Genomic DNA, 24,526 nt, shown 5'->3' with positions numbered 1-24,526 from the left:
AGGTTCTTATGACGACTCATACACCGTCACGGTCAACCTGGGGACCGGGGCTGACGGCAGGGGTGGCGTTCGGGGCTGCGGTGCTGGCCACCGCGCTGATCGGTGGTCTCGCTTCCGCCAACGCCGGCCAGGTTTACAACGCGCTGACGCTGCCTTCCTGGGCTCCTCCTCAGTGGCTGTTCGGACCCGCTTGGACGGTCCTATACATCCTCATCGCGATCGCCGGCTGGTTGGTGTGGCGGGCGTCGGGGTGGCGGGGCGCTGCCACCGCACTCACGGTCTACGCCGTTCAATTGGTGCTCAATGCCCTGTGGACCCCGTTGTTCTTCGGTGCCGGGCTCTACGGCCTTGCACTGGCCGAGATCGGCCTGCTGTGGCTGACGGTCGTGGCGACCATCGTGTTGTTTCGTCGCCACAGCACCGTCGCCACGGCCCTGTTGGTGCCCTACATCGCCTGGGTGACGTACGCGGGTGCGCTCAACTTCGCGATCTGGCAGCTCAACTGACGAGTCGCCGTCGCGGCATTCCTGCCCCGCGGCCCTTCGGTCCCGTCGGGCGCTGTCGGCGGACGTCCGCCGACAGCGCCTCCGGAAGCCACCTCCACGGGATTTCGATCCGGACGACGCTAGCGCCGTCCGGGCGGTGGCCAGTCGTGGCGCTCACCGGCTCCCCCGCACGCGTGGCAGGGCTGGTGCCGCTTGACCCGATCTCCGTTCTCGTCCGTGGTGATGATGTCGATCTCCCCGGTTCCGTTGCAGGTTCTGCAGGTTGACATCAGCTTCCCCTCAGGACAGCGGCCTCCACTGAGAGTCACATGCGGTACACCGAAACTCAATCGGTTTCCCACACGTCCTGCAGTGGGGCCCCGGACGGTAGTCCTCGTGGTGACCGGCATGGCGGTCGGCGAAAAACCGCGTATCCATGCAGACGTTACAGCGGATGGGGACGTCGGTCGGGCTCTGCGGCCAGGGGTCGGCAGGCTCGATCGGATGGTTGTCGAGCTGGGTGTTCACGGCGGTCTCCCCATGCTGTCGCGTGGTCCGGGCCCAACCGGACGGCGCCCTCCCCGGCACCGTCCCCCGGAACGGCACCGCCTGGCGGGCGTCACCGTCGAGGAAACGATCCACGACCACCACCGCGCTGGTCAAGCACCCCGGGCGCGCGTATCGACGAGCGGGCCAGTTCACGCATTCGAGCGGCTGCCTCGGCGAGTCGGTCTGGATGGACCGAGCCATCGGCGATCCCGGCCAGGAGGCGATCCCTGGCGGCGCTGAAAACCGCTTCACCACCGGTGGGGTCGCGGACCGGATTGCCCAGGCACAGCAGGTCCGCTCCCGCGGCCAACGCTGCTACCGCGCCGGCTCCGACCGCCTCCTCCACCGTCGTCGCCCCCGTGTACCGGCTGAGCCCACGCATATCGAGTGCGTCGGTGACGGCTGCCCCGGTGAAACCCAGCTCTTTGCGCAGCAGTGCGTAGGCGCGGGGGGCGACGCTGGCCGGGGCCTCGTCCAGGACAGGAACGCGGATGTGGCCCACCATGACGGTACGTACCCCGGCCCGGATCGCCTCGGCGAAAGGTCCGAGTTCCCGGCCGCGCAGGGTTGCGGCATCGATGTTGACCACTGGCAGGTCGAGGTGGGAGTCGGTGCGGGTGTCCCCATGACCGGGAAAGTGCTTGGCGCAGGCCGCGACCCCGGTGGACTGCATTCCCGTGACGAAGGCCGCCCCGTGCAGGGCGACCGTCCGGGGGTCGGAGCCGAAGGCACGATCGCCGATCACCGGATTGGCGGGATCGGTGTTGGCATCAACCACCGGCGAGAGGGCAAGGTCGATCCCGGCCGCCCGCAGGTCCTGTCCGAGCTCCGCGGCCGTGGCCTGGGTCAGGCGGACGTCACCCGCTCGTCCCAGCTCGGAGTGGCCGGGGTAGGGCGAACCGGTGGCCGCGTGCAGCCGGGTGACCCTGCCGCCCTCCTCGTCGGATGCCACCAAGAGGTCGGGGCGGAGCGCGTGCAGTCGGGCGGACAGCCCGGCCGGGTCCTCGGTGAGGTTGTGGGCGAAGTAAAGGACGGCACCGAGGCCGTCGTCGATGGCTCTGGCCAGCCAGTCGGGCACCCGGGTTCCGGAGAAACCGGGCATGAGGACGGTGGACGCCATGCGGTGGAGTTCGGGGTCGGTCATCCTTTGACCGCCCCGGCCGCCAGGCCCGAGACCAGTCCTCGTTGGACGAAGAGGAAGAACACCATGACCGGCAGGGTGATGAGCGTCGAGGCCGCCATGACCGGCCCCCACGCGGTGGTGTTGAGCCCGAAGAACTGGCGCAGGCCGACGGCCGCGGTGAACTTGTCGCTGTCGTTCATAAAGGTCAAGGCAAGGATGAACTCGTTCCAGGCAGTGATGAAGGAGAAGATCGAGCAGGCCACCAGGCCCGGGGCCGCCAGTGGGAGCAGCACCGACCATAGTGTGCGGCCCCAGGAGGCGCCGTCGATGGCAGCGGCTTCCTCGACCTCGACCGGAACCGCGGCCACGAAGCCGCGGAGCATCCACACGGCGAACGGCAGCGACAAGGCGATGTAGACGACGGCCAGCCCGATCAGCGAATTGAGCATGCGCAGGTCCCTGGCCATGAGGAACAGCGGGATGACCAGGGCTTCGAGCGGAACCATCTGGACGACCAGGACCATCACCAGGACAGTGGTGCGCATCCGGAAGCGGAACCGGGCGACCGCGACGGCTGCGAACAGGGCGAGCAGTCCGGAACCGACGACAGTGATGATCGCGACCACCGCCGAGTTGCGCAGATAGCGCAGGAAGTCGCCGTGCAGCAGGACCTGCTCGAAGTGGGCGAGGGTGAGCCTGACCGGCACCAGCACCTCGGTTCCCGAGGTTGCGCCGGCGGAGAGGCCGCTGATGACCATGAAGTAGGCGGGAAAGAGCGTGAAGGACAGCAGGACGGCGACGGCGCCGGCCCTGGCCGCGCCGGTCGCGGAACGAACGATGGTGGTCATCGCAACTCCTCACTGCCGAACAGCACCCGCAGGTAGACGAGGGTGATGGCCAGGAGCAGGGCGGTGAGAAGGACCGCGATCGCCGCTCCGGTCCCGTAGCTCTGCTGGGCGAAGGAGCGAATGTAGGACCATACCCCCAGGTTGAGGACCTGGGCGTTGGACCCCGCTCCCCCGGGCATCAGGTAGACCTGCGCGAACACCTTGAAGTCCCAGATGGTGGAGAGGATGGTGACCACGGCGAACACCGGGCGGATTGCGGGAAAGGTGATGTGGCGAAACCGCTGCCAGGCCGTCGCGCCGTCCAGGCGGGCGGCCTCGTGGAGTTCACCGGGGACGGTGAGCAGTCCTGCCAGAACGGTGACCGCGACGAATGGGAAACCGTGGTGGACGACGTTGAGGACGACGATGGCGTAGAAGGACACCCGGTCGGTGAACCAGTTGTGGCCTTCCGCCCCGAGGAGACCGATTCCGTGGAGCAGTTGAAAGACGATTCCTCGGTCAACGTCGAAGATCCAGATCCAGACATAGGTGCCGGTGACCGCGGGCATGGCCCAGGCGACCAGGACGCAACCGATCACGATGGTGCGCGACAGCGGACGCAGGGACTGCAGCAGGAGTGCGACGAGGGTGCCCAGCACCACTGTGCCGCCGACCGCCAGTATCGCGAAGACGACGGTGTTGGGAAGAACGACCGTCCAAAGGTAGGGGTCGCGCAGCAGGAGGGTGTAATTGCGCAGACCGGTGTAGTCGGACGCACCTGATACCACGTTGGCGAGGGTGTAGTCCTGGAAGGACAACAGCACCACCCGGACCAACGGGTAGAGCAGCAGGATCCCCATGACCGCCAGTGCCGGTGCCAGCAGCAGCAACGGGCGCAGCGGGGCACGGTGGCGACGCCGGGAGGTGCGCGTCGGCGTGGGCCTGACCGAAACGGCCGGGCCGCCCCGCACGGGAACGGCGGTGCGCGCCACTAGGAGTCCTCGTTGAGGGTCTGGGTGACTCGGTCCGCCGCGGTCGTCGAAGCACCTTCGACGTCATCCTCCCCTGACAGGATCGCCTGGGCCATGGCGGTCAGGATCTTGCGTCCCTGCACACGACCGTAGGCAGGGGTGACCGGCAAGCCCTTGCCGGCTTCGCTCAGCTGAACCGCGAAGGGTCCCACCAGCGGATCCGTGGAGCCGGTGAAGGCCGCCAGCTGATCGGTACGCCCGGGGAAGTAGTCGGTCTCTTGTGCCCAACGCGGCCCATACTCGTCCCCGGTCAGGAGTTGGACGTAGCGCCGGGCGAGGTCGGGTTCGCGGCTGCCCTCGAAGATCGAGAGGTGGGAGCCGCCCAGGAAGGAAGGACTGTAGCCGCCGTCCCTGCCCGGTATGGGAAACGCCGCCAAGCGACCGCGCAGGTCGGGGTTGGCGGCCAGGATGGCCTTGGGCGCCCAGCTGCCGAGCACGGCCATGGCCACGCGCTCATCGGTGAAGTTGTCCTGGACGTCGGTCTCCTGCCAGGTGACCGCGCCCGTTGAGGAAACGCCGTCGTGCCGGGCCAGGCCGGTGAGGAAAGCGATGCCTTCGCGGGCTTCCGGGCTGTCCAGGCCCGACGTCCAGGTGCCGTCGGGGTTCTGGAGGGCGATCTCGCCCCCGGCCCCCCAGATGAAGGACAACAGGGGGTACTCCGCTCCCCCTGCAACCGGGAAGGCGGTCAGCTCAGGACGCCGATCGGCGATCGTCCGTGCGACCTTGCGCAGCTGGGCCCAGGTCCGTGGCGGTTCCAGGCCGAGGTCCTCGAAGACATCGGTACGGTAGAGCACCGCGCGGACGGCGACGTGCCAGGGCACCCCGTAGAGCCGACCGTCCACGGTTCCTGCCTCGACGAGTCCGGGCACGTGGGCACCGGGGTGCCAACCCATGTCGCCGAGGTCGGCCAGCGCGCCGACCGCGGCGAATTCAGGGGTCCATGTGGTCCCGACTTCGGCGACGTCGGGAGCGGTGTTCCCGGCGATGGCGGTGATGAACTTGTCGTGGGCGTCGCCCCACGGGATGAACTCGACCGTGACGTCGGCCCCGGTCGAACTCTGTGAAGGCGGCGTTGGCGTCGGCGAAGTAGGCGGATGCGTCCGGGTGGGTACCCGCCATGATCCAGACGGTGAGGGTCGGTTTCTGGTGCCCGGCCGTGCATCCCGTGGCGGCTGCGAGTACGAGTGCCGTGCCCGCCGCGAAGACGGACACGGCTGCCCTGGTACGGCCCATACGGCCTCCGTCACTCGTGGTGTGATGCGACATGAGTCGCATGAGTCACATTATGACTACCGAGAGTGACGATTTTGCTGATTGACCACGCCCGCGACTAGAAGTCACATGGCAGGCTCTTGATCCCATTCACGAAGTTGGACAGCAGCCGCTGTGGTTCCGAGGTGGCGCGGATGGTGGGCACCCTGCGGTGCATCTCCCGGAGCATGACGGTGATCTCCCGGCGGGCCAGGTGCGCGCCGAGGCAGAAATGCGGCCCCGGCCCCCCGAAACCGACGTGTGGATTGGGCGACCTGGTCACGTCGAAGCGGTCGGGGTCGGTGAACACCGCCGAGTCCCGGTTCGCCGAGGCGTACATCAACAGCACCTTGTCTCCGGCCCGGTAGTGGGTGCCGTTCATTTCGTGGTCGCGACTGAGGGTGCGCCGCATCCAGGTGATCGGGGAGGCGTAGCGCACGATTTCCTCGACGGCCGTGGCCGCGTGCGCCTCGAAATCCGACCACCAGGTGTCGCGCTGGTCGGGGAAACGGGTGAGCAGTGCCAACGCGTGCGAGATGGCGTTGCGGGTGGTCTCGTTGCCGGCGACCGCCAGCAGGATGAAGAAGGAGCCGATTTCCTGGTCGGTCAGTGCGTCACCGTCGATGTCGGCGCTGACCAGGGCCGAGGTGAGGTCCTGGCGCGGGGCGCGCCGACGCTCGGCGGCAAGCTCGGTGAGCAGCGCGGCGAGCTCGCCCCCGGCGGCCAGCAGCCGATGGACGGCGGTCTCGGGATCATTGCCCAGGTAATCGGGGTCGGAGCCGGCAAGCACGATGCTGGAGTTGTCGAAGACCCGTCGGTGCTGTTCTTCGGGAATTCCCATCATCTCGCAGATGATGGTGAGCGGCAGGCGCACCGATACAGCGGGGACGAAGTCGCACGGCCCCGTGTCGAGCAGGTCGTCGATGATGCGCGCGGCGACCCGCTGGATGTCGGCGTCGAGCTTGGCGAGCATGCGCGGGGTGAAGCCTCGGCTGACGATGCGCCGCATGCGCGCGTGCCTGGGGTCGTCGAGATTGATCATCGAGCCGAAGAACTCGCTGAACTCCCGTGGCATGTCCGGGATGGAGATCGCACTCGGTTCGGAGGTGAAGACCAACGGCGTACGGCTCGCCTCGACCACGTCCGCGTGGCGGACCAGGGCGTGGTATCCGGGGCCGATGGGAACCGGCCCCATGTCCGCCTCTGCGAAGAAGAGGGGGTCGTACCGGCGGAGGCGGGCGAATGCCTCGTGTCGTTCCTTGAGCGGACGCTCCCAGAAAGCGAGGTCGGAGAGGTCGATGTCGGAGACGTCCGCGGGTCGTGACATCTGGGGCACATGGGGCATATAACGACTTCCTCCCGGCTCGTGTGACGCCCATCACCTCCACTCTCGACACGGGACCCGGTGCCGTCAAGCAGTCATGTGCCGGGGGTGTGCCGCCGCCCGCGGCGGGCGGCGGCACACCCCCGTCTCACTCGTCGATTCCGGCTGCGATCCGCAGCGTGGACAACAGTTCGGCCGGCTCGTAGACGGCCTGGCCCACGGCCGCGGAGAAGGCGGCCAACATGTGGGGAAAGATGAGCGGGTCACCGCGGGTCAGGTCTTCGGCGGCCTCGTACTCCCCGATCGAGTACGCCTCCCAGGCCGAGATCACCGCGAACTCGACCTCCGGCTCCAACAGGTCGGCGACCGCACGGGCGACCGCCTCCCTGGAGTCGGCGGGTTTGTAGACCACCCCGGTCTCCTGGACCCGCCGGGTGAGAAATGCCGCGAAGACCTTCAGTTCGGAGGTGACCGCGGCCAGGTCCTCGGCGTTGAGGCCCTCGGCGATCGCGCGGACCCGCTTGGGGTCGGATTGGACATAGGTCTCGATGAGGCCGATGGCCATCCGCTTGATGGTGGCGTCGTCTGTCCCAGGCATGTCCCCATAATGCCCAATGCCGGCCACCGCCCGGGGGTCGGCCGATACGGGGCGCACGGCCCGGGTCAACCGGCAGGGGGCTCGAAGGAAGGACGCAGGGGCATCCTCGCGTCGGCCCCGTCCGGCTTGACCCCGAGCATTTGGTGCAACTGGACCGCGTTCAACTCGAAACCGAGCACGCAGCCGACGATGTAGAGGCGCCACACCCGGGCGGTCCCCTCGCCGACCTCCCGCACGGCAGCGTCCCAGTTGCGCTCCAGGTTGGCGGCCCAGTCGCGCAGGGTCAGGGCGTAGTGTTCGCGCAGATTCTCCTGATGGCGGATCTCGAAGCCGGCATCGTTCATCCGGGTCTGCAACCAACCGGGCCCCAGTAGTTCCCCATCGGGGAAGACATAGCGGTTGATGACGCCGTTGGGCTGGATCGGGGGCAGGTCGTTGCGCGGGCGGGTGATGCAGTGGTTGAGCAGCCGGCCACCGGGCCGGAGCTTGGCGTGCAGCGCCGCGAAGTACCCGGGGACCTGTCTGCGACCGATGTGCTCGGTCAGACCGATCGAACTGATGCAGTCGTATCCGGCGTCGGGAAGTTCCCGATAGTCCATGTGCCGGACCTCGGCGAGATCGCCGAGCCCTTCCTGGGCGATCCGCTTCTGCGCCCACTCCGCCTGCTCCTTGGACAAGGTGACCCCGAGCGCCTTGACCCGGTGCTCGCGGGCAGCGTGCATGACCATCCCGCCCCACCCGCAGCCCACATCCAGCAGCCGCATCCCCTCCGCCAGCCCCAGCTTGCGCGAGACGAGGCCGTACTTGTGGAACTGGGCCTGCTCCAGGGTGGCCCCCTGATACGGGTAGACACCGCAGGTGTAGGTCATGGAGGAGCCCAGGACCATTTCGTAGAAGGCGTTGGAGACGTCGTAGTGGTGGTGGATGGCCTGGGCGTCGCGACGGCGGGAGTGGCGCAGGCCCAAGTAGGACAGCTTCGATCGGCGGACTTCCTGAGGAGGCGGCGGGACCCGGTTGACGAACTTGACCCAGCCGAGGTTCGCGGCGATCCGGACGAGGTCGCCCGTGCCGACCGAGACACCGGATTTCACGACCAGGTCGGCCATGGCACGAAGCGCGGTGGAGAAGTCCCCCTCGATGTCGATGTGCCCGGAGACGTAGGCTCTGGTCAGGCCGAGACCGCCGGGTGACTGCGCGAGGTAGTTGAGGGCCACCGGTGATCGGACCACGAGCGTGACATCGCTGTCGGGATCGCCCGCCGTGCTGCCGTCGTAGGCGCGCAGCCGGATCGGACTGCCCGGACCGACAACGCGTTCGAACATGTCTGCCAGTCGCATTGGACTCCCCTTCCGGCCTGCCGGCCGATCGCTCTGACCCGCCGCGTGGATCGGCGTGTCACCTGTTCCCCACACACTTGGCGTACAGATCGAGCAGGCGGCCGCCGGGATCGTAGGCCTTCTTGAGACTCCGGTAGGCCGTGCCGTTGTAGAGCTCCCAGAAATCGTCTTCGGTGTAGAAAGCGTCCGAGTAGAGCGACTTGTGTCCGCCCAATCGGCTCACCTCGCCTTCGACGGCCCGGTTGTGGTAGCTCCGTCCTCCGCCACGACGCATCGGCACCATGCCCCAGAAGCCGAAGTTCACGTACAACCGGCCCGGTTCGAGCGGATAGAGCGGCCAGGCGTGACCGCTTTCCACGGTCCCCGTCTCGTGGCCCTCCCGCAGGCGCAACGGACACATCCACACCGGCGCCATCGGGACTTCGCGGTGGAAGAAGTCCAGGAACTCCGCTCCCCGATCGACCCCCACCTCGACATCCTGGATGACCGGCTCGGCGGGCGGCTGCCCACGGTAGTAGGCGAGCAAACGGCTGAGATCGGTACGGCGGTCAAGCGCCACGAGCTTGCGGTAGACATCGGAACGCTTGAGCGCGCGCGGCCACAGCCTGCGCACCATCGGATGCTGGACGCCGAACGCCCGCGAGCACCAGAACCAGTCGGTGTCCCAACGCCACAGGTAGTCCTGTGTGGTGAGGTAGTCGCCGGCTCCCGGTCCGCTGTAGCGCCGCACCGAGGTGTAGTAGATATCGGAGCCGGTGTAGTCACTGGTCCATGGCGCCTCGTCCGTGAACGTCGCCAGGCTCAGGTAGAGCTCGTCGCGGCCGAAAGCCACCCCGTCCACGAAGTTGACCGGCTCTCCGTCGTGCTCACGGTCCGCGCAGATCCGCGCCAACGCGGCCATCGTCTCGTCGGCGTCGGTGAAACGGAGGTGCCGCAGATGGACGTAGGACTTGACCGGCTCCAGTTCGATACGCAGCCGCAGACTGTAGCCGAGGGTCCCGTAGGAGTTGGGGAAACCGTGGAAGAGGTCGCGGTGGTCGTTGTCGCGTCGGGCGACCACGACGTCGCCCGCACCGGTGAGGATCTCCATCTCCTCCACCGACTCATGCGGCAGGCCGTTGCGAAACGAACTGGATTCGATTCCCAACCCGGTGACCGCGCCCCCGACGGTGATGGTCCGCAACTGGGGCACCACCAAGGGCATGAGGCCGTGCACCAGCGTGGCCGCCACCAGATCCTCGTAGGTGGTCGTTCCGCCGACCTCGGCGGTGCGCCCGACCGGGTTGACGCTGATCACCGAGGAGAACGCACTGACGTCGAGTCGAGGGCCGCCTGTCTCCGCGCGAAACCGGAACAGGTTGGAGGTCGGTTTGGCCAATCGGACGGGCGCGTCCGGGGGAAGTTCGGAGTAGGCACGGCGCGTCTCCCGCACGGCGGCCACATGGTCGGCGAAGTCTGACGTAAAAGGCTGACGAATCACACTCACCCGCTAGTCACAAGGGGTTCTCGTACGGTCTTCAAGCCGGTCAGGGCCACTTCTCGGCGTGGCCTGGAGACAGATTAGTCCTCCGTTTCCGGCACCGCACGAGGGCTTTCCGGCGTTTTCCCGACTTCTTCGTTACGGATCGCCCAAGGCGGGAATACCTGCCGGTTTAGGTGGACGATGACCTCGTCCGGGTGAGGCGGACGACCGTCCAAGGCGTCCGGCACGCATATCATCGGCTGACGTGCGCATCGCCTTAGTCGATTCCGGAATCGGTCTGCTCTCCACCGCCGCCGCCCTGCGGGAGGCGCGGCCGGACGCGGACCTGATCCTGTCCATGGACCCCGACCACATGCCCTGGGGACCGCGCAGCGCGGCCGAAATCGGCCAGCGGGCGCTCGCCGGCGCGCAGACGGCCATGCGCGACTCCCCCGACGCCGTCGTGGTCGCCTGCAACACCGCTTCCGTGCACGCGCTGACGATCCTGCGCGCTGAACTGGAACCGGGGATCCCCGTCATCGGAACCGTGCCCGCGGTCAAACCCGCGGCCGACCGCGGTGGGCCGATCGCGATCTGGGCGACCCCGGCCACCACCGGCAGCCCCTACCAGCGTGAACTCGTCGAACGGTTCGCCCACGGTGTCCCGGTCGCGCCGGTCGCCTGTCACGGACTCGCCGAGGCCGTGGACACAGCCGATCCGGGAGCCGTGCACGACGCGATCGCGCGGGCCACCGAGCGCACTCCCGTGGAAACGTCAGCGGTGGTACTCGGGTGCACCCATTACGATCTCGTCTCCGAGCACATCGGGGCAGCACTCGGGCACCGGCCGGCACTGCTGACAGCGGCGGGGGCGGTCGCCGCCCAGACGCTGCGTCGCCTGAACTCCTCGGCGCGTCCGCAGGCGCCACACACCGGAACCCTGACGGTCTACGCAAGCGGACGCCTCGCGACGCTGCCGCCGGCCGCGCTGGTCTACCCGGCCGGCGCCCTGCTGGCCCGATCACCCAACGCCACCGGCCGGCAGGCCGGCGCCTCTTCCGGCTGAGTCCCCTCAACAGGAAGAGATGTCGCAAGGACGACTCGTCGCCGTACCCGTGCTCAGACGGTGGCGACTCGCCCGGCCATCCGGTGAGCGGCTGCCTCGGCGAGTGTGCGGACCAGGTCGCGAACGCCGTCGGTGTCATCGTCGTGCAGCAGGGACTCCAGGAGCCCCAGCGCCGCGACGGTGTTCCCGGGGTCCGCTCGGACACTGCTCCACTGGGGTTGGGCCGCGGCCTCGGCCAGGCCCAGGACACGGCCGGTCGTCCCCAGGGCGTTGAGCAGATCGGTGTCGGCAGGCCGCTCGGCCAACGCCGCCACCAGCAGGTCGGCCCGTGTCTCGGGGTCGGTTTCCGCGCCTTCCTCGCGCAGCCACGCGGCCAGCCGGTCTGCCGGAACAGCCGACGCGGCCGCAGGGAGCTCCTCGGTATCGGTACGCGCCTCGGCCAGGTCACCGATCAGGTCGTCGTCGCGTCGCACCCGGAACAGGGCGCGTTGGGCGCGGTGCAGGGCCCCCTCGGCCGCCCATCGAGCACCTCGACGGACGGCCAGCCGGGCTGCGGCGGTGGACAGTTCCAGGCACCGCCGGTGAGCTCCGACCTCTTCCTGGTAGCAGGCCCAGACGGTCAGGGTGTGACCGAGCTGCCAATCGTTGCGCAACGCGTCGAGGGCGACCAGGTGCTCGACCGCGTCGGCCCAGGCCGTGCGCAGGTAGGGGTGCGCCTGCGCTTCTTCGACCGGAGGCAGAGCGGCCAGGGCATCGGCGACGGGACGCTTGCCGGCGCGGGCCAACCAGGCCAGCAGCCGGGCACGTTCAAAGGAGACCCGACGCTGGGCGTCGGAGCGGGCCGGCCCGGCGGGCCAGGTGAGGACCCCGTTGCCCTCCAAATGGTCCAGCACGGCCAGGGCCTGGTCGTAGCGGTCCAAGTGGCGCAGTGCGCGTACGTAACCGAATCCGTAGTAAAGGCCGACGTTGACTCCGGTGGCGCGCACCACCTCGGCCTGGGCGTCCAGGTATCCGATGGCTTCGTCGGCGCGGTCGTCGTCGATGAGCATGTCGGCGAACGCCAGCGTCAGGGCCTCGAAGGCCGGTGTTCCCGGTTGGGTGTGCGGAAGGGACTCGGCCAACAGCATCGCCCGGGCGGCGATGTGCCCGGGACCGTCAGCGTTGGCGTGACAGGCCAGGACCGCGATGGTCGGGCAGGCCCCCGGCGGGCAGTGCCCGGCCCCCTGCGCGTGGACCGTATGGGCGAGCCGCTCGGCATCGGCCAGTGCCACGGCGCCCTCGGCCCGATCTCCGACGCGTACGGCAACTGCCCAGTAGTGCAGATAGTGGGACGCCCAGGAGGGCGCTCCCTCGCGTTCGGCGCCGATCAGGGCGTCCGGTAGTTCGGCGACGATTCGGTCGAGGTCTCCCTCTGCGGCCAGCGCAGGCATCCGTACCAACGCGTCGGCCAGGACGGTTTGCCCGTCCGCTCGCATCTTCTGGGCTGTTTCGTCGCCCCATGTCCACAATGTCATGAACCCTCCCCCTCACGCACGGCGACACTGAAAGTAGCAGCGCGGTCACTCTCGCGTGAGCAAATGCGAAAAGTGCTGTTGGAACAGGGCTATAGACTCGCAAGGGTCGTCAACGGCCGGTGATCTGGGCCGTTTCGCGCAACCGATGGGAGCACTGCGGTATGGGATGGCGGGACCGTTTCGGACTCCGTAGGGCACAGCGCAAGGGTGGAAAAGTCCGCTATGACCGCGCGGCCGACGATTCCGATGTCAAGGCCCTGATCGAATTCACCAAGAACCGGACCGGCGTAGAGTTCTACGTCGAACCGGAGACCTTCGCGACCGGAACGACCGCGGTGGCGGTGGCCCACGACGGAGAGTGGATCCGACGCAGGGTCGGCTCCCCCGAGGTGCTGCGCAAAGTGGCCCATGACCTGGCCGCCCCCGCCTACGACGTCAACATCGTCGGCTACCCCAAGCGGATGCGCGAATGGACCACCCGCAACAAGCGCGGATTGTCACTGGACGACTAGGCACACCCCCTTGAGTCCGCACGCCCCGTCCTCCCGTCTGTCCGCGGCGCACAGGACACCCCGAAACGTAGTGAGCTAGGAAGTCGCGTCGGTCGATGAGCGCTCAATCCCCACACCGGGCGCCGCTGCGTCCGGACGCCAAGAGTCCGATGCCCTCGTGGCTGCCCCGCGCCATGATCATGGCGGTGTGGACGGTTGCGGCGTTCGGCATCGCCTGGTGGTTGTTCGTCCGGTTGCAGAACCTGCTGGTGCTTCTGCTGATCGCCCTGTTCCTCGCGCTGGCGCTGGAACCGGCTGTCAACTGGCTGCACCGCCGCCGGTGGCCGCGCGGACCGGCCACCGGCGCGGTGATGTCGGTGGCCTTCGGCGTGCTGGCACTGTTCCTGACCGTTCTGGGGTCGATGCTGCTCAGCCAGGTGGTGGCATTCGTCGAGGCATTGCCGACGATGACCCGCTCGGCGATGGACTGGATCAACTCGACCTTCAACACTTCGTTCTCACCGACGACGCTGTTGAGCGAGATCTCCGGGGTGAGCGGACTGGTCGAGCAGTACGCCTCCAGCGTCGCGGGCAACGTCCTGGGGGCGGGGACCACTCTGCTGGTCCTGATATTCAACGGCCTGGCCATCGCGCTGTTCACCTTCTACCTGTGCGCCGACGGGCCGCGCTTCCGGCGCACCATCTGTTCGGTGCTGCCACCGCGGACCCAGCGTGAGGTGCTGCGCGCCTGGGAGATCGCCATCGACAAGACGGGCGGTTACATCTACTCCCGAGCCCTGCTCGCCCTGATCTGCGCGGGCGCGCACTACCTCGCACTGATCGTCCTGGACGTCCAGTTCGCCTTCGCTCTCGCACTATGGGTGGGGGTGCTCTCGCAGTTCATCCCCACCGTCGGTACCTACATTGGCGGTGCGGTCCCGGTGATGGTCGCACTGATGGCCGGACCGTGGCAGGCACTATGGATGTTGGTGTTCATCACCGTCTACCAGCAGTTCGAGAACTACGTGCTGCAACCGCGTATCACTGCCAAGACGCTGGACATGCACCCCGCGGTGGCATTCGGCTCGGTGCTCGCGGGCGCGGCGGTGCTGAACGCACCCGGGGCGCTGCTGGCCCTGCCCGTCGGCGCCAGCCTGCAGACCTTTCTCAGCATCTACATCAAGCGGTACAAGGTCGAAGGACACCCGCTGCTGGATGCGGAGGCTCCACCGGGCCCGGAAGCGGACCGCGTGGAACCAGACAAGCCAGTATCCGAATCCCCTGGCGTGAGTCCGCCGGAACCGGCAAAATCTCTCGGAAAAGACGCCGGCCAGGGCTAGTCAGCGGCGATATGCATGAAAAAGCGGAACCTACCGCACCCGAAAGTCGCAATTCAAGCGAAATGACTGGGCAATACCGACGCCTCGGGAGTTTTGGGGCGTTGATGGCAACAGTTTGTGGGAACTGCTTCACGGAATCGGTTCCCTAAGACAGGGCAGGCATCGCATACTCACACGTGGGAGGAGGACTGTGAGGATGAAACAGGAGTTGACGGCTCTGTGCTGCGACTGCGGGGCGATCCGCAAGGTCAGCGACTATCGCGGTATCGGTGAGGCACAATCCGCCTACGGGCTGGCCAGGTGCGTGGTGTGGCGGGTCTGCCGGGCCTGCGGATACCGGACCTACCACGCCTACATGCGTCCTGACGAGGACCGCGACGAACTCGAGGACGCGCTGCGCCTGGACGACGCGCTCGCGGCCGAGGCACTGGAGGAAGAGGTCGAACAGCTACGGTTGTGCGGCGTCGAGATCGGCCACGCGCCCGTGCCCGCGATCTGGAACGGCCAGCCGGTGGGCATGGTCACCCAACGCCTCACCGACCGCGCCTACTCGATCGTGCTGGACCCCAACGCCTCCGTGGTGGCGCGGCTCAAACTCATCGACCTGATGTGGAACGAACTGTCCATCGGCGATCACGACGACCGCTGGTACATCCAGCCCGCCGACAGCGAGAACCCCGGCTATGCCGTCCGGCTGTTCGGTTTCCGGGCCAGGCGCTGAGGTCCGGGATACGTCGTGCCCAAGACGCACCCCGGAGCGCGCCGTCAGACGGGAACCGCGCCGTTGAGCCGCTTCAGGGCCGCGCGGGCGACGTCGGGGTCGGTGGTCCCCCAATAAGGCGGCAGCGAGGAGCGCAGAAACCCGCCGTAGCGAGCCGTCGCCAGTCGTGGGTCGAGGACCGCGACGACCCCCTTGTCGGTCATCGACCGCAACAGCCGTCCCGTCCCCTGGGCCAGGAGCAGGGCCGCATGTGTGGCCGCCACCGACATGAACCCGTTGCCTCCTCGCGCCCCGACCGCGCGCTGCCGGGCCGATGCCAGCGGGTCGTCAGGACGGGGGAAGGGGATCCGGTTGACCACGACGAGTTGCAGTGACGGCCCTGGAACGTCCACCCCCTGCCAGAGGGAGAGCGTGCCGAACAGACAGGTTCCCTCGTCGGCGGCGAACTCCTTGACGAGCTGCCCGGTGGAGTCGTCCCCCTGGCACAGGATCGGGAAGTCCAGGCGCTCACGGAGCTCCTCGGTGGCCTGGGTCGCCGCCCGCATGGAGGAGAACAGGCCCAGCGTGCGCCCGCCGGCCGCCTCGATCAGCTCGGCGATCTCGTCGAGGTAGCGGGGATCGAGCCCGTCGCGCCCGGGGGTGGGCAGGTGCTTGGCCACGTAGAGGATTCCGCTGCGGGCATGGTCGAAGGGAGATCCGACGTCCATCCCGCGCCAACGGGGTTCCCCTTCGGTGGCCGATCCGGGCTGTCCTGCTTCGGGCTCGGGGGCTCCCTCGGGCCGCGGCTCCGGTGTGGGCGGCTCGTCGCTGCGCTCACGGCCCAGCCCCCACTGCGCGGCCAGGGCACGAAACGACCCGCCCAGCGCCAGTGTCGCCGAGGTCAGGACGGTAGTGCGGTCACCGAACAGCTTCTCGCGCAACAGACCTCCCACGCCCAGTGGTGCAACGTGCAGAGCCGGAGCCTGCCGATCGCCCTTGGTCAGCCAGACGACGTCCTGACGTTCGCGCAGCGGCGGCTCGAAGGACTCCAGGAGACGTACCGCTGTGTCGTGCACCTCGCCCAGCGCGGCCAGTGCGAGGCGGCGGGCGTTGGATGCCTCGGGGTCGTTCTTGTTGTCGGGGCCGATCGCGGTGACGCAGCCGTGCGCTGCGTCGCGCACCGCGGCCACCGCCGTGGCCAGGGCGTCGGGAATGTGGTCGAGTCGGCCGGGGTCGGCGTCGGTGAAGAGCATCGCGAGGCCGTCCGCGGTCTCGGAGAGGCGCTCGGTGAGCTCGATGTCGCACAGCCGGGTCGCGCGCTTGACGGCCAGGGTGATGGCCTTCTCGTTGAGCGCGCCGGTGGCCACCGCTGTGACCCTGTTGACGAGTTCGTGGGCCTCGTTGACCATGAGCAGGTCGTGCTCGGGAAGGATGTGGTAGTTCTGCATCGCGTCGATGGCCAGCAGCGCGTGGTTGGTGACCACGACATCGACCTCGGCGGCCTCGGCACGGGCCTGCTCGGCGAAGCACTCGGTGCCGAAGGGGCACACGGCCGCCCCCATGCACTCGTTGGCCGCGACCGAGACCTGGCGCCAGGCGAGATCGCTGACTCCGGGAACGATCTCGTCGCGGTCCCCCGTAAGGGTTTCCTCCGCCCAGGAATGCAGACGCTGGACCTGGCGGCCCAGTGAGGACAGCGCCCTGGGGTCGAAGAGCTCGGCCTCCTCCTCGGCGTCCTGGCCCGCGGTGTCCAACCGGTTGCGGCAGAGGTAGTTGCGCCGCCCCTTGAGGATGGCGAACCTGGGCTCGCGCTTGAGCAAGGGGCGCAGGGCCTCGGCGAGGCGGGGGAGGTCGCGGGCGATCAACTGGTTCTGCAACGCGATGGTGGCGGTGGAGACCACGACGGTGGTGTCGGCGGTGAGGGCGTGGCGCAGCGCGGGGACGAGGTAGCCCAGCGACTTACCGGTCCCGGTGCCGGCCTGGACGACGAGGTGCTCCTCGGTCTCGATGGCCTCGGCGACCGCGGTGGCCATGGCCACCTGTCCCTCGCGCCGCGCTCCCCCGAGCGCGCGCACCGCGGTGTCCAGCAGTGTTTCGACGTCGGCAAGATCAGGCACGCATGTGACAGTACCGGCCCGCGGTGACGCTCCGGGCCGGTTGTCCACAGCGTGCCCGGCCGGAGGAGGCCGGCCCTTTCTCCGCGGCTGCCCCGTCCGGCTGCCGGCGGCCCGGCACGGCCCCCGTTGTCGTGGCCGGACCGCCCCCGTTGCACGGGCGTCCTCGAAGCCGTGCGCCGCCGGTACGGCAGCGATCACGGGGACGGGCTCAGGGCTGGAGCTCCTCGGTGACGGTGAGATCGTCGTGCAGGAAGCACACGTGGTCGCGGACGTCGTAGCCGTCCTTGAGGGTGCGCCGGTAGGACCAGGCCGCGTCGGAGGCGACCGTGCCCCCGACGCGGACGTCGTGGTAGACCGCGTCGCCCTTGTAGGGGCAGTGGGTGCGGGTGCGGCTGGGCGCCAGGTACTCCTGGTGGACGTCCGCGAGGGGAATGTAGAGCCGGTTGGGCAGGCCCGTCTCGGAGAGCACCTTGGGACTGCTGGTCAGGGCGAGGGTGGTGTCGCCCAGGGCCACACGGACCAACCGGGTGGAGGATCGGACGTTGACCCGGTGGTAGGGGTCGCGCAGGTGCCCTCGGACCCGCTCGTCCTCGTCGAGCCAGGTGTCGGCGGCGTCCCAGTAGAGCGAGGCCAGACCGCGCAGCCAGAGAGCCTCGGGGGTGGGGTCGGGATAGGACCACACCGCGTTGTTGACGGTCGTCTCCCCCACGGTCAGCGAATGGTAGGACGCGTCGCCCTTGAAAGGGCAGTGCGTGGTGTGGTCGGTGGGGGTGAGCAGCTCCTCTGCGAAGTCCTCGACGGGCGCGTAGAGGACCGGCTGCAGTCCGGTCTCGTGCAGCAGGAACCCGCGGTCGGTGTCAAGGACGACCTTGCCTTCCCGCAGCGCGCGTACCCTGCGGGCGAAGGGGTGCATGAACAGCGCGTGCGCAGGGGATTCGAGCCGGTAGTTCACCGTCTTCGGCGGATGGGCCGCCAGCGGTCCGGCTCCGAAGGTCAACGACATGGTGGGCTCCCCGTTGTGGATCGTGTGGCTGGTGCTCTCCTCCACTACCCCGTTCCCGGCTTTTCGGCACGTCGGGAACGCCACGCGAATCCACGCACAGCGGTCGGGAATCCCCATGATCGTCGCTGGTCACGGGGATTCCACCGGGCGACGGCCGAGGGGCGGGGCCGGTTGTCCCATACCGCGGGCGGCCGACGGGGACAGCGCGCAGTGGCGGCACGACGCCTTGGCCGACCGGGACAACCGACCGGGGCGACGACGAAGGCGCCCCGGCGAGCGCGGTCACGCGCGAACAGGGCCGTCCTGGGTCTCGTGGGTCTCCGTCAAGAGTTCGAGAATCTTTGCCGACCATGAAAACCGTGGCTCCTCGCGGCTCACGGGGGTCTACAAGCAGGGTCGGAGACCGTTGGAGCCGTCGGTTGCGAACTCGCGGGTCCGGACGGCGCGTGCGGTTGGGGTGGCTCAAACCTTTCCGAGCCCGGCGCGGGTGGACCGGTTGGGGGCACGGTACCGGGGAGGCACGACGCTGGTGGAGTCGGGTGAGCGGTTCGGCATCCACCGTCGTATGGCGGCCGCGAGAAGCCCAACGTCGCCTACACGGCCGGGCGCTACGCTCGTGGGCTGCCACACGTTCCCTCGGGGGAATGGGGAGACGCCGAAAACCGGTGCTCCAGGACGGTGGGGGCGGGTTCGTGGCACACCCGTCGAGTCGGCCGGGAGTCGGAAACATGGCCGTGCTCGTAGGACGCTACCTGAACACCCTGCGAACCGTAGTCTACGAATGTGATACGAAAGGCGGCTCACACTACAAGCCGGTCATCGTCCTTGAACCCGGCGTGGCAGGCGGACCGATCACTGACGTGCTCGCGTAAGGCCCGGTCCCGGCGCCCTGTGAACCGGGCGCTCGATGACGGGCCGTCCCAGCACAATCCCCTCCACGCCAGGCTCAATTGGGACACAAAGAAATAAATTTCTTTAATTGACACAAATAGGGCGAGGGCAGGCAGCAGTCACGGTGACGATGAACAGCTTGGGGCCGAGCCTGACATAGAAGGCTGAGGCTGGGCTCCGTGGCATCGCCGGTGACCTGGCCCGTGTCCTCCGGCCCGCTGGCTCAACCTTCGCAATGAGCGGCACCTAGGCAGATCACCAAGCGGACGTGAGCCCACCGGCCGTTGACGCCCCGCCACCCCTCCGCCACCATGTCCGAGAACGGTTCGCCAAATTTCTCGCAACGGAGGCAGCGATGCGCGCTAGGTTTCTCGGCAAAGACCCGGAGTCCCAGGAGGGACAGTCCCCGACCCTGTTCGCCACTGACCGCACCGACCGGGTGACGTACATCGCCCAGGGCTGGGAGGTCACCGATCCGCAGGTGCTCGCCGACGTGGGCGAGGTTCCCGACCATGAGACCCTGATCGAGATCCCGGAGGACGTGCTCAAGATGTACGCCCTTCGCTACCTGGAGCAGGAGGGCCAGCGCTGAGCCGCATGATCGAACCCGGCCCCGAGTTCGGCCGGCTCTTCCGTAGCTTCGAGCACACCGCCTTCCGGCTGGAGACGCGCGACGTCTACAAGTCCGCGAACGAGGCCGAGGCGCTCGACCAGTTCACGGCGGGTGAGCCGGTGGACATGGGTTGGTTCCAGAACTGGTTGAGCATGATCCGGGAGGCGACCGCGGCGGGCCGACATTTCTCACGTGTCCGAGTCGTGAGTACACCTCTCACCGACTACAGCCGCTTCGGCATCTTCTGCTCGGAACACACCAATGAGGCCGGCGAGGACATCAGGTACTTGAGGCGCGATGACGCCTCCGGCTTGCCGGACTACGACTACTGGTTGTTCGACTCGCGCAAGCTGGTGCGGATGCACTTCGACAGCGATGAGAACTTCCTGGGCGGCGAACTCATCGAAGACCCCGCCGAGATCGTGCACCACAACTACTGGCGGGATGCGGCCTGGCACCGCGCCGTACGACGGGACGACTTTGCCACCGAAGCGAACGACCGGCATCACCAGCGTTCACGAAGCTCGTGATGCACTCGGCAAGCGACTCCGCGAGCTCCGCACCGCCGCTGGACTGAGCGGGCGGGCACTCGCGGAGTCGTTGTCGTGGCCACCCTCCAAGGTCAGCAAACTGGAGAACGGCAAGCAGACGCCGACCGACGACGACATCCGGGACTGGGCGCGAGCAACCACCAGCGAGGCTGAGACGGAAGCACTGCTCGCTTCGCTCCACACCCTCGAAGTCCAGCACGCCGAGTGGCAGCGCCAGCTGCGCGTCGGACTCAAGCCACACCAGCAAGAGGTCGCGGACATCAACGCCAAGACGCGGTTGTTCCGGGCGTTCGAGTCCACCTTCATCCCCGGCCTGCTCCAGACCGCCGAGTACGCCCGCTACCGCTTCGCGCAGAGCATCACCGTATTCAAGATCCGCAACGACATTGACGAAGCGGTGGCCGCGCGGGTGCAGCGCCAAGACATCCTGTACCGAGCTGATAAGCGCTTCCACTTCGTGCTGACCGAAGCCGCACTTCGGTACCGGCTGTGCCCGCCGGAGATCATGCTCGGTCAGCTTGACCGGCTGGTGTCGCTGTCAGCCCTGCCCAACGTGAAGCTCGGCGTCATCGGGTTCGAGACGGCCTATATGGTCGCACCCGCTCACGGCTTCTGGCTGCTGGACAACGACCGCGTGATGGTCGAGACCTTCTCGGCGGAGCTGAACCTTGCCCAGCCGCAGGAGATCGGGCTGTACGGCGGCATCTTCGAGAGCCTGGCCGGAGTCGCCGGTTACGGCCGCAGTGCGCGGGCGATCATCAACCGAGTCATTGACGATCTTGCCCCGGAGCCTTCGGAAGATGGCGAGTGATTCCCTAGGCATTCACTCATCTGAAATATTTCGAGAAATACCAAGAAACTTTCTATTCACTGCGACTCTTCCTTCTTACTCTCCCGGTAGGGACACCGAACGGTGTCCATCCGCAAGGGACTTAGGAGTAGCCAGTGGCGACCCGTGTTGCCCTGCTGAGCAGGGATCAGATCGACAAGCTTCCCGACCGTGCCCGCGAGATCGTGGAGTACCGCAAGAGCGGGCTCAGCCTGAATCACATCCAGGGGTGCCCTCTGGACTGTGCGTACTGCATCCGGCACACCTACGGCCTATGGGACCAGCGCGTACCGCGGGCGCTCATGTCCGACGCCCAAGCCGTTGAGGAGCTGGTGACTCACCGGTACTTCCAGCCGCACGCGACCCCGGTGCAGGTGTTCAACCGGGCCACCGACCCGTTTCTCCCGATTGTCCGGCCGCACACCCTCGCCGTGCTGGAGGACCTGGACGAGCGCGAGCTGACCAACCACATACTCGTCATCACTCGCCACCAGATGAAGCCCGAGGACATCGAGCGCCTGAACCAGCTCCAGCACATCAAGCTCACGCTGCTGTTCACTTACAGCGGCATCGACAACAAGGACGTGGAACCGTACCCGTCCTCTGTGGCAGCTGACTCACTCAAGCTCATGAGCAGGCCGGCGCGGCGCCGGTACCGCACAGTCCTGTACTGGCGTCCGTTGGTCCCCGGTCTCAACGACTCACCCGAGCACCTGGCCGCGGCCTACCGCCTCGCCCAGCACGCCGACGCCACGGTATTCACCGGCCTGTTCTACCGCGACGAGATCGCGGAGTACTACCAGGCCAACTGCCTGGCCGAACCGTACGAGGACACCGCCCGGCGCAAGATCGTGCCCGAGACGCTGGAACAGCGGGTGTTGGCCACCTTCGACGCCGCGACGCCGTTGTTCCGCAAGACCAGCTGCGCGGTTGCCTACGTGCATGGTCTGCCGGACTACAACGGGCACATCGGCATCCCGGAGCTGTGCGACATCTGCCCGCTGAGTCAGCTCGAACTCTGCCGGAACGCGCACACGCAACCGTCACCCGACCGGTTGCGGGAGGTCGCGGAGCGCCTGCCCGAGGCACGTGGTCTTGTGGTCGTGGACATCACCAAGCGGGCGGCCGTGGTGTCCGGCCTGGAGACCGAGCAGCCCCGCTACTACCTGCAACACGCCCTCGGCTTCCAGGTTCACGACGTGCGCCACCCGCACCGTGAACGTCGGCACGGTCGTGCCGACATCGGCTGGAAGGGCGAGACGCAAGATGACTGACTGGACGAGCCTGAACTTCGTGGTCGTGGACGTCGAGGGCAACGGCTGGCAGCCACCTGACCTGGTGGAGCTGGCCGCCGTGCCGGTGGTCGGCGGGGTCATCGGGAAGCCGTTGAGCTGGCTGGTGAAGCCGGGCACCCCGATCAAGCACTTCGCCACCCGTATCCACGGCCTGACCAACAAGGACGTGGCCGCCTGCCCGCCGTTCGAGGCTATTGCCGGCAACGTGCTCGCCGCCCTGGACGCTGACGCCCTCGTGGCGCACAACGCCCACGTTGACCTCGGCGTGCTGAGCCGCAAGCTCCCCGACTGGGAGTCGCCGGAAGTGTTCGACACGCTCAAGCTGGCGCGGCGGTTGGTGCCGGGGCTCGACAGCTACCGGCTCGGCAACTTGATCGAGACGTTCAGCCTGGCCGAGGGACTGCCGGAAGACCTCGGCCCGCACCGGGCGACGTACGACGCACTGGTCGCCGCGCGGCTGTTCGTGCTGCTCGCCACCGAGGCCGCGAGCCTGGAAGACCTGCGCGGCCAACCTCCCAAGGAGGTTGATGAAGATGCTCTTTTCTAATCCGAATCGCATCGGCTTCGGCTCCATGCAGCTCACCGGCCCTGGCCACTGGGCCGCGCCGGACAACCCGGAACAGGCCATACAGGTGCTCCGCCATGCGGTTGACGCGGGCGTGACGCACATCGACACCGCTGACGCCTACGGCCCGTTCACCGCCGAGAAGTACATCCGCAAGGCGTTGCATCCCTACCCCGAGGGCTTGGTCATCGCCACCAAGGGCGGTCTCACTCGCCAAGGCCCGAACCAGTGGGCACCGTGTGGGCGGCCGGAATACCTGCGGCAGTGCGTCGAGATGAGTCTCCGGCGGCTCCAGGTCGAACGGATCGAGCTGTACTACCTGCACCGCATTGACCCCGCCGTTGCCTTGGAAGACCAGCTCGCCGTACTGCGAGACGTACAGGCCGAAGGGAAGATCGGCAATATCGGGCTGTCCAAGATCACCTTGGAGCAGCTGCGCACGGCCAGCGAGCTGGTTGACGTCGCGGCCGTGCAGAACAGGTACAACGTCGCCGACCAGGCATCAGAAGACGTGCTCCGACACTGCGAGATGGCCGACATCTCCTTCGTGCCGTACGCGCCTCTCGCGGCCGGAGCGCTGACCACTCCGGATGTGCTGGGCCAGACCGCTCAGGACTACGGCGCAACATCTGCTCAACTCGCGCTTGCCTGGCTGTTGCACCGATCGCCCGTGATGGTGCCGATTCCCGGAACCAGTTCTAGCGAGCGTCTCCGCGAGAACCTGACAGCCCAACAGATCAGTCTCACCCCCGAAGCCATGACCGTTATCAAGCTGGCGGCCATCGGCCAGAAGCCGGGAGGGGGCGAAGATGAGCCTTAGTCCCTTCTCTGATCACCACCGCAGATTGTTCGTCAGCGTCAACGGGCCGAGCGGTGATGGGAAGTCCGCAATCGTCCAGCATCTCGCGCAACTCCTGGTGGCTGCTGGCGAAGAGGTCCACGTCACCGCCGAACCGAGCACCGGCCCCATCGGGGCACTGTGCCGGGAGCCGACCGAGACGACCACCGGTCACGCCCTCGCCTGCTTGTACGCGGCCGACCGCGCCTCACCTCACATCGAGGCCGTTGTGCGAGTGGTCGAGGAGGCATTACTGCTGTGCGTCAACGCCCACCGGCTCTACCTCAACGCCCCGCCTGCCGTCCGCCGCCAGTTCAACCACGCCGTCTTCACCCGCTTCTGGAGCATCGACGGCCAGGTGCACGGTGTGGGCCTGACTGACACCTTCGCCCACCTGCTCCCGCCCGATCCTGCCGACCGGCTGGCCGGAGATCAGGACGGCGAAGACGCCGCGAACGGTGACAACCAGCGCGGCCGTACGGCACGCAAACGTGCACCAAGGGCGCAGAAAACCCACCCTGGAATTGGTGCGGCCCACGGACGCCATACAGCGCCCGCGCGGCCCACTTCCCGCCGAAACGACGAACCCCGGACCCAACCGGGACCGGGGTTCGAACGTACGTACTCTGGTGGAGCTATGGGGATTCGAACCCCAGACCTCTTCCATGCCATGGAAGCGCGCTACCAACTGCGCCATAGCCCCTTGCTGCGAGAACAACTCTACCC

At 67.6% G+C, this 24,526-nt stretch carries 24 protein-coding genes, 1 tRNA gene and 1 pseudogene; 12 read left to right on the top strand and 14 right to left on the bottom strand.

Translation table 11 applies throughout. The annotated features are described in order from the left end of the window. Positions 1–8: 8 nt before the first annotated feature. Complete coding sequence (locus AC0VYP_RS06510) at positions 9–506, top strand: TspO/MBR family protein (protein WP_285759354.1); 498 nt, start codon at positions 9–11, stop codon at positions 504–506. A gap of 119 nt (positions 507–625) precedes the next feature. Here the strand turns inward: AC0VYP_RS06510 and AC0VYP_RS06505 are convergent, their stop codons facing one another. The 9 genes from AC0VYP_RS06505 to AC0VYP_RS06465 all read right to left on the bottom strand — a co-directional run bounded on the left by AC0VYP_RS06505 (position 626) and on the right by AC0VYP_RS06465 (position 10,011). Beyond that, complete coding sequence (locus tag AC0VYP_RS06505) at positions 626–775, bottom strand: hypothetical protein (protein WP_285759353.1); 150 nt, start codon at positions 773–775, stop codon at positions 626–628. 329 nt (positions 776–1,104) lie between these two features. Next, on the bottom strand, positions 1,105–2,178 hold the full coding sequence (locus AC0VYP_RS06500) for a glycoside hydrolase family 3 N-terminal domain-containing protein (RefSeq protein ID WP_475473013.1): 1,074 nt from the start codon (positions 2,176–2,178) through the stop codon (positions 1,105–1,107). Beyond that, the gene (locus tag AC0VYP_RS06495; protein WP_475473012.1) at positions 2,175–3,005 is read right to left on the bottom strand and encodes a carbohydrate ABC transporter permease; all 831 of its coding nucleotides are present in this window, start codon (positions 3,003–3,005) and stop codon (positions 2,175–2,177) included. Before AC0VYP_RS06495 ends, AC0VYP_RS06500 begins: the two co-directional genes overlap by 4 nt. Next, entirely contained in the window at positions 3,002–3,976 is a 975-nt protein-coding gene (locus AC0VYP_RS06490) for a carbohydrate ABC transporter permease (RefSeq protein WP_475473011.1), read from the bottom strand. The genes AC0VYP_RS06495 and AC0VYP_RS06490 overlap by 4 nt, the downstream gene beginning before the upstream one ends. Beyond that, on the bottom strand, positions 3,976–5,262 hold the full coding sequence (locus AC0VYP_RS06485) for a sugar ABC transporter substrate-binding protein (protein WP_475473009.1): 1,287 nt from the start codon (positions 5,260–5,262) through the stop codon (positions 3,976–3,978). Before AC0VYP_RS06485 ends, AC0VYP_RS06490 begins: the two co-directional genes overlap by 1 nt. Before the next feature lie 83 nt (positions 5,263–5,345). Further along, a complete protein-coding gene (locus tag AC0VYP_RS06480; RefSeq protein ID WP_475473007.1) occupies positions 5,346–6,593 on the bottom strand; it encodes a cytochrome P450 in 1,248 nt (415 codons plus the stop codon). Positions 6,594–6,738: 145 nt separating this feature from the next. Next, positions 6,739–7,188, bottom strand: coding sequence for a hypothetical protein (locus AC0VYP_RS06475; protein WP_285759345.1), 450 nt, complete (start codon positions 7,186–7,188; stop codon positions 6,739–6,741). A gap of 65 nt (positions 7,189–7,253) precedes the next feature. After that, entirely contained in the window at positions 7,254–8,525 is a 1,272-nt protein-coding gene (locus AC0VYP_RS06470; protein WP_285759343.1) for an SAM-dependent methyltransferase, read from the bottom strand. 58 nt (positions 8,526–8,583) lie between these two features. After that, positions 8,584–10,011 (bottom strand): FAD-binding oxidoreductase, encoded by a 1,428-nt coding sequence (locus tag AC0VYP_RS06465; protein WP_475473006.1) that lies wholly within the window; start codon positions 10,009–10,011, stop codon positions 8,584–8,586. Positions 10,012–10,252: 241 nt separating this feature from the next. On the opposite strand from AC0VYP_RS06465, the gene AC0VYP_RS06460 reads away from it, so the two are divergent. Beyond that, positions 10,253–11,053, top strand: a complete 801-nt coding sequence (locus tag AC0VYP_RS06460; protein ID WP_285759339.1) for a glutamate racemase — start codon at positions 10,253–10,255, stop codon at positions 11,051–11,053. Positions 11,054–11,106: 53 nt separating this feature from the next. Here the strand turns inward: AC0VYP_RS06460 and AC0VYP_RS06455 are convergent, their stop codons facing one another. Beyond that, positions 11,107–12,567, bottom strand: a complete 1,461-nt coding sequence (locus tag AC0VYP_RS06455; protein WP_475473005.1) for a hypothetical protein — start codon at positions 12,565–12,567, stop codon at positions 11,107–11,109. A 161-nt stretch (positions 12,568–12,728) separates the two neighbouring features. Between AC0VYP_RS06455 and AC0VYP_RS06450 the strand changes: the two genes are divergently transcribed. The 3 genes from AC0VYP_RS06450 (at position 12,729) to AC0VYP_RS06440 (ending at position 15,119) form a co-directional block, all read left to right on the top strand. Beyond that, entirely contained in the window at positions 12,729–13,079 is a 351-nt protein-coding gene (locus AC0VYP_RS06450) for a hypothetical protein (protein WP_285759336.1), read from the top strand. Between the two features lie 95 nt (positions 13,080–13,174). Next, on the top strand, positions 13,175–14,398 hold the full coding sequence (locus tag AC0VYP_RS06445) for an AI-2E family transporter (RefSeq protein ID WP_285759335.1): 1,224 nt from the start codon (positions 13,175–13,177) through the stop codon (positions 14,396–14,398). A 196-nt stretch (positions 14,399–14,594) separates the two neighbouring features. Next, complete coding sequence (locus tag AC0VYP_RS06440) at positions 14,595–15,119, top strand: DUF6315 family protein (RefSeq protein ID WP_285759333.1); 525 nt, start codon at positions 14,595–14,597, stop codon at positions 15,117–15,119. 44 nt (positions 15,120–15,163) lie between these two features. Here AC0VYP_RS06440 and AC0VYP_RS06435 read toward each other — a convergent pair whose 3' ends face one another. Together AC0VYP_RS06435 and AC0VYP_RS06430 are read right to left on the bottom strand one after the other, a co-directional pair. Next, positions 15,164–17,215 carry an ATP-dependent DNA helicase gene (locus AC0VYP_RS06435; RefSeq protein ID WP_475473003.1) on the bottom strand — a complete coding sequence of 684 codons (2,052 nt, stop codon included), beginning with the start codon at positions 17,213–17,215 and terminating at the stop codon, positions 15,164–15,166. Positions 17,216–17,423: 208 nt separating this feature from the next. Beyond that, positions 17,424–18,263: a DUF427 domain-containing protein gene (locus AC0VYP_RS06430; protein ID WP_475473001.1), complete on the bottom strand. Its 840-nt coding sequence runs from the start codon at positions 18,261–18,263 to the stop codon at positions 17,424–17,426. A 1,201-nt stretch (positions 18,264–19,464) separates the two neighbouring features. Here AC0VYP_RS06430 and AC0VYP_RS06425 point away from each other — a divergent pair. The 7 genes and pseudogenes from AC0VYP_RS06425 to AC0VYP_RS06395 form a co-directional block, all read left to right on the top strand. After that, positions 19,465–19,701, top strand: coding sequence for a hypothetical protein (locus tag AC0VYP_RS06425; protein ID WP_475472999.1), 237 nt, complete (start codon positions 19,465–19,467; stop codon positions 19,699–19,701). 5 nt (positions 19,702–19,706) lie between these two features. Next, entirely contained in the window at positions 19,707–20,252 is a 546-nt protein-coding gene (locus tag AC0VYP_RS06420; RefSeq protein WP_475472998.1) for a DUF6879 family protein, read from the top strand. Continuing rightward, positions 20,167–21,084, top strand: coding sequence for a helix-turn-helix domain-containing protein (locus AC0VYP_RS06415; protein WP_475472996.1), 918 nt, complete (start codon positions 20,167–20,169; stop codon positions 21,082–21,084). The genes AC0VYP_RS06420 and AC0VYP_RS06415 overlap by 86 nt, the downstream gene beginning before the upstream one ends. Positions 21,085–21,218: 134 nt before the next feature. After that, positions 21,219–22,376 (top strand): radical SAM family protein, encoded by a 1,158-nt coding sequence (locus AC0VYP_RS06410; protein WP_475472995.1) that lies wholly within the window; start codon positions 21,219–21,221, stop codon positions 22,374–22,376. Beyond that, the gene (locus AC0VYP_RS06405) at positions 22,369–22,944 is read left to right on the top strand and encodes a 3'-5' exonuclease (protein ID WP_475472994.1); all 576 of its coding nucleotides are present in this window, start codon (positions 22,369–22,371) and stop codon (positions 22,942–22,944) included. Before AC0VYP_RS06410 ends, AC0VYP_RS06405 begins: the two co-directional genes overlap by 8 nt. Beyond that, entirely contained in the window at positions 22,925–23,782 is an 858-nt protein-coding gene (locus AC0VYP_RS06400) for an aldo/keto reductase (protein ID WP_475472993.1), read from the top strand. Before AC0VYP_RS06405 ends, AC0VYP_RS06400 begins: the two co-directional genes overlap by 20 nt. Next, positions 23,772–24,035 (top strand): annotated as a pseudogene (locus AC0VYP_RS06395) (dTMP kinase); the annotation flags it as partial. The gene AC0VYP_RS06400 and the pseudogene AC0VYP_RS06395, both read left to right, overlap by 11 nt. A gap of 15 nt (positions 24,036–24,050) precedes the next feature. On the opposite strand, the gene AC0VYP_RS06390 reads toward AC0VYP_RS06395, so the two are convergent. Together AC0VYP_RS06390 and AC0VYP_RS06385 are read right to left on the bottom strand one after the other, a co-directional pair. Next, positions 24,051–24,338, bottom strand: coding sequence for a hypothetical protein (locus AC0VYP_RS06390; RefSeq protein ID WP_475472991.1), 288 nt, complete (start codon positions 24,336–24,338; stop codon positions 24,051–24,053). Positions 24,339–24,427: 89 nt separating this feature from the next. Further along, positions 24,428–24,503: transfer RNA gene (locus AC0VYP_RS06385), tRNA-Ala, on the bottom strand. Positions 24,504–24,526: the final 23 nt, after the last annotated feature.

Source organism: Nocardiopsis sp. iso_186 (assembly GCF_056173365.1).
The sequence above is the reverse complement of the archived record's forward strand: the minus strand, read 5'-3'. Positions and strand labels throughout refer to the sequence as shown.

Bases quoted from the DNA above. Each gene is read 5' to 3' on its own strand.
- AC0VYP_RS06420 (WP_475472998.1), top strand. From the start codon at position 19,707: ATGATCGAACCCGGCCCCGAGTTCGGCCGGCTCTTCCGTAGCTTCGAG.
- AC0VYP_RS06470 (WP_285759343.1), bottom strand. From the start codon at position 8,525: ATGCGACTGGCAGACATGTTCGAACGCGTTGTCGGTCCGGGCAGTCCG.
- AC0VYP_RS06440 (WP_285759333.1), top strand. From the start codon at position 14,595: ATGAAACAGGAGTTGACGGCTCTGTGCTGCGACTGCGGGGCGATCCGC.
- AC0VYP_RS06505 (WP_285759353.1), bottom strand. From the start codon at position 775: ATGTCAACCTGCAGAACCTGCAACGGAACCGGGGAGATCGACATCATC.
- AC0VYP_RS06425 (WP_475472999.1), top strand. From the start codon at position 19,465: ATGCGCGCTAGGTTTCTCGGCAAAGACCCGGAGTCCCAGGAGGGACAG.
- AC0VYP_RS06455 (WP_475473005.1), bottom strand. From the start codon at position 12,567: ATGACATTGTGGACATGGGGCGACGAAACAGCCCAGAAGATGCGAGCG.
- AC0VYP_RS06405 (WP_475472994.1), top strand. From the start codon at position 22,369: ATGACTGACTGGACGAGCCTGAACTTCGTGGTCGTGGACGTCGAGGGC.
- AC0VYP_RS06495 (WP_475473012.1), bottom strand. From the start codon at position 3,005: ATGACCACCATCGTTCGTTCCGCGACCGGCGCGGCCAGGGCCGGCGCC.
- AC0VYP_RS06510 (WP_285759354.1), top strand. From the start codon at position 9: ATGACGACTCATACACCGTCACGGTCAACCTGGGGACCGGGGCTGACG.
- AC0VYP_RS06480 (WP_475473007.1), bottom strand. From the start codon at position 6,593: ATGTCACGACCCGCGGACGTCTCCGACATCGACCTCTCCGACCTCGCT.
- AC0VYP_RS06415 (WP_475472996.1), top strand. From the start codon at position 20,167: ATGCGGCCTGGCACCGCGCCGTACGACGGGACGACTTTGCCACCGAAG.
- AC0VYP_RS06445 (WP_285759335.1), top strand. From the start codon at position 13,175: ATGAGCGCTCAATCCCCACACCGGGCGCCGCTGCGTCCGGACGCCAAG.
- AC0VYP_RS06500 (WP_475473013.1), bottom strand. From the start codon at position 2,178: ATGACCGACCCCGAACTCCACCGCATGGCGTCCACCGTCCTCATGCCC.
- AC0VYP_RS06450 (WP_285759336.1), top strand. From the start codon at position 12,729: ATGGGATGGCGGGACCGTTTCGGACTCCGTAGGGCACAGCGCAAGGGT.
- AC0VYP_RS06475 (WP_285759345.1), bottom strand. From the start codon at position 7,188: ATGCCTGGGACAGACGACGCCACCATCAAGCGGATGGCCATCGGCCTC.
- AC0VYP_RS06400 (WP_475472993.1), top strand. From the start codon at position 22,925: ATGAAGATGCTCTTTTCTAATCCGAATCGCATCGGCTTCGGCTCCATG.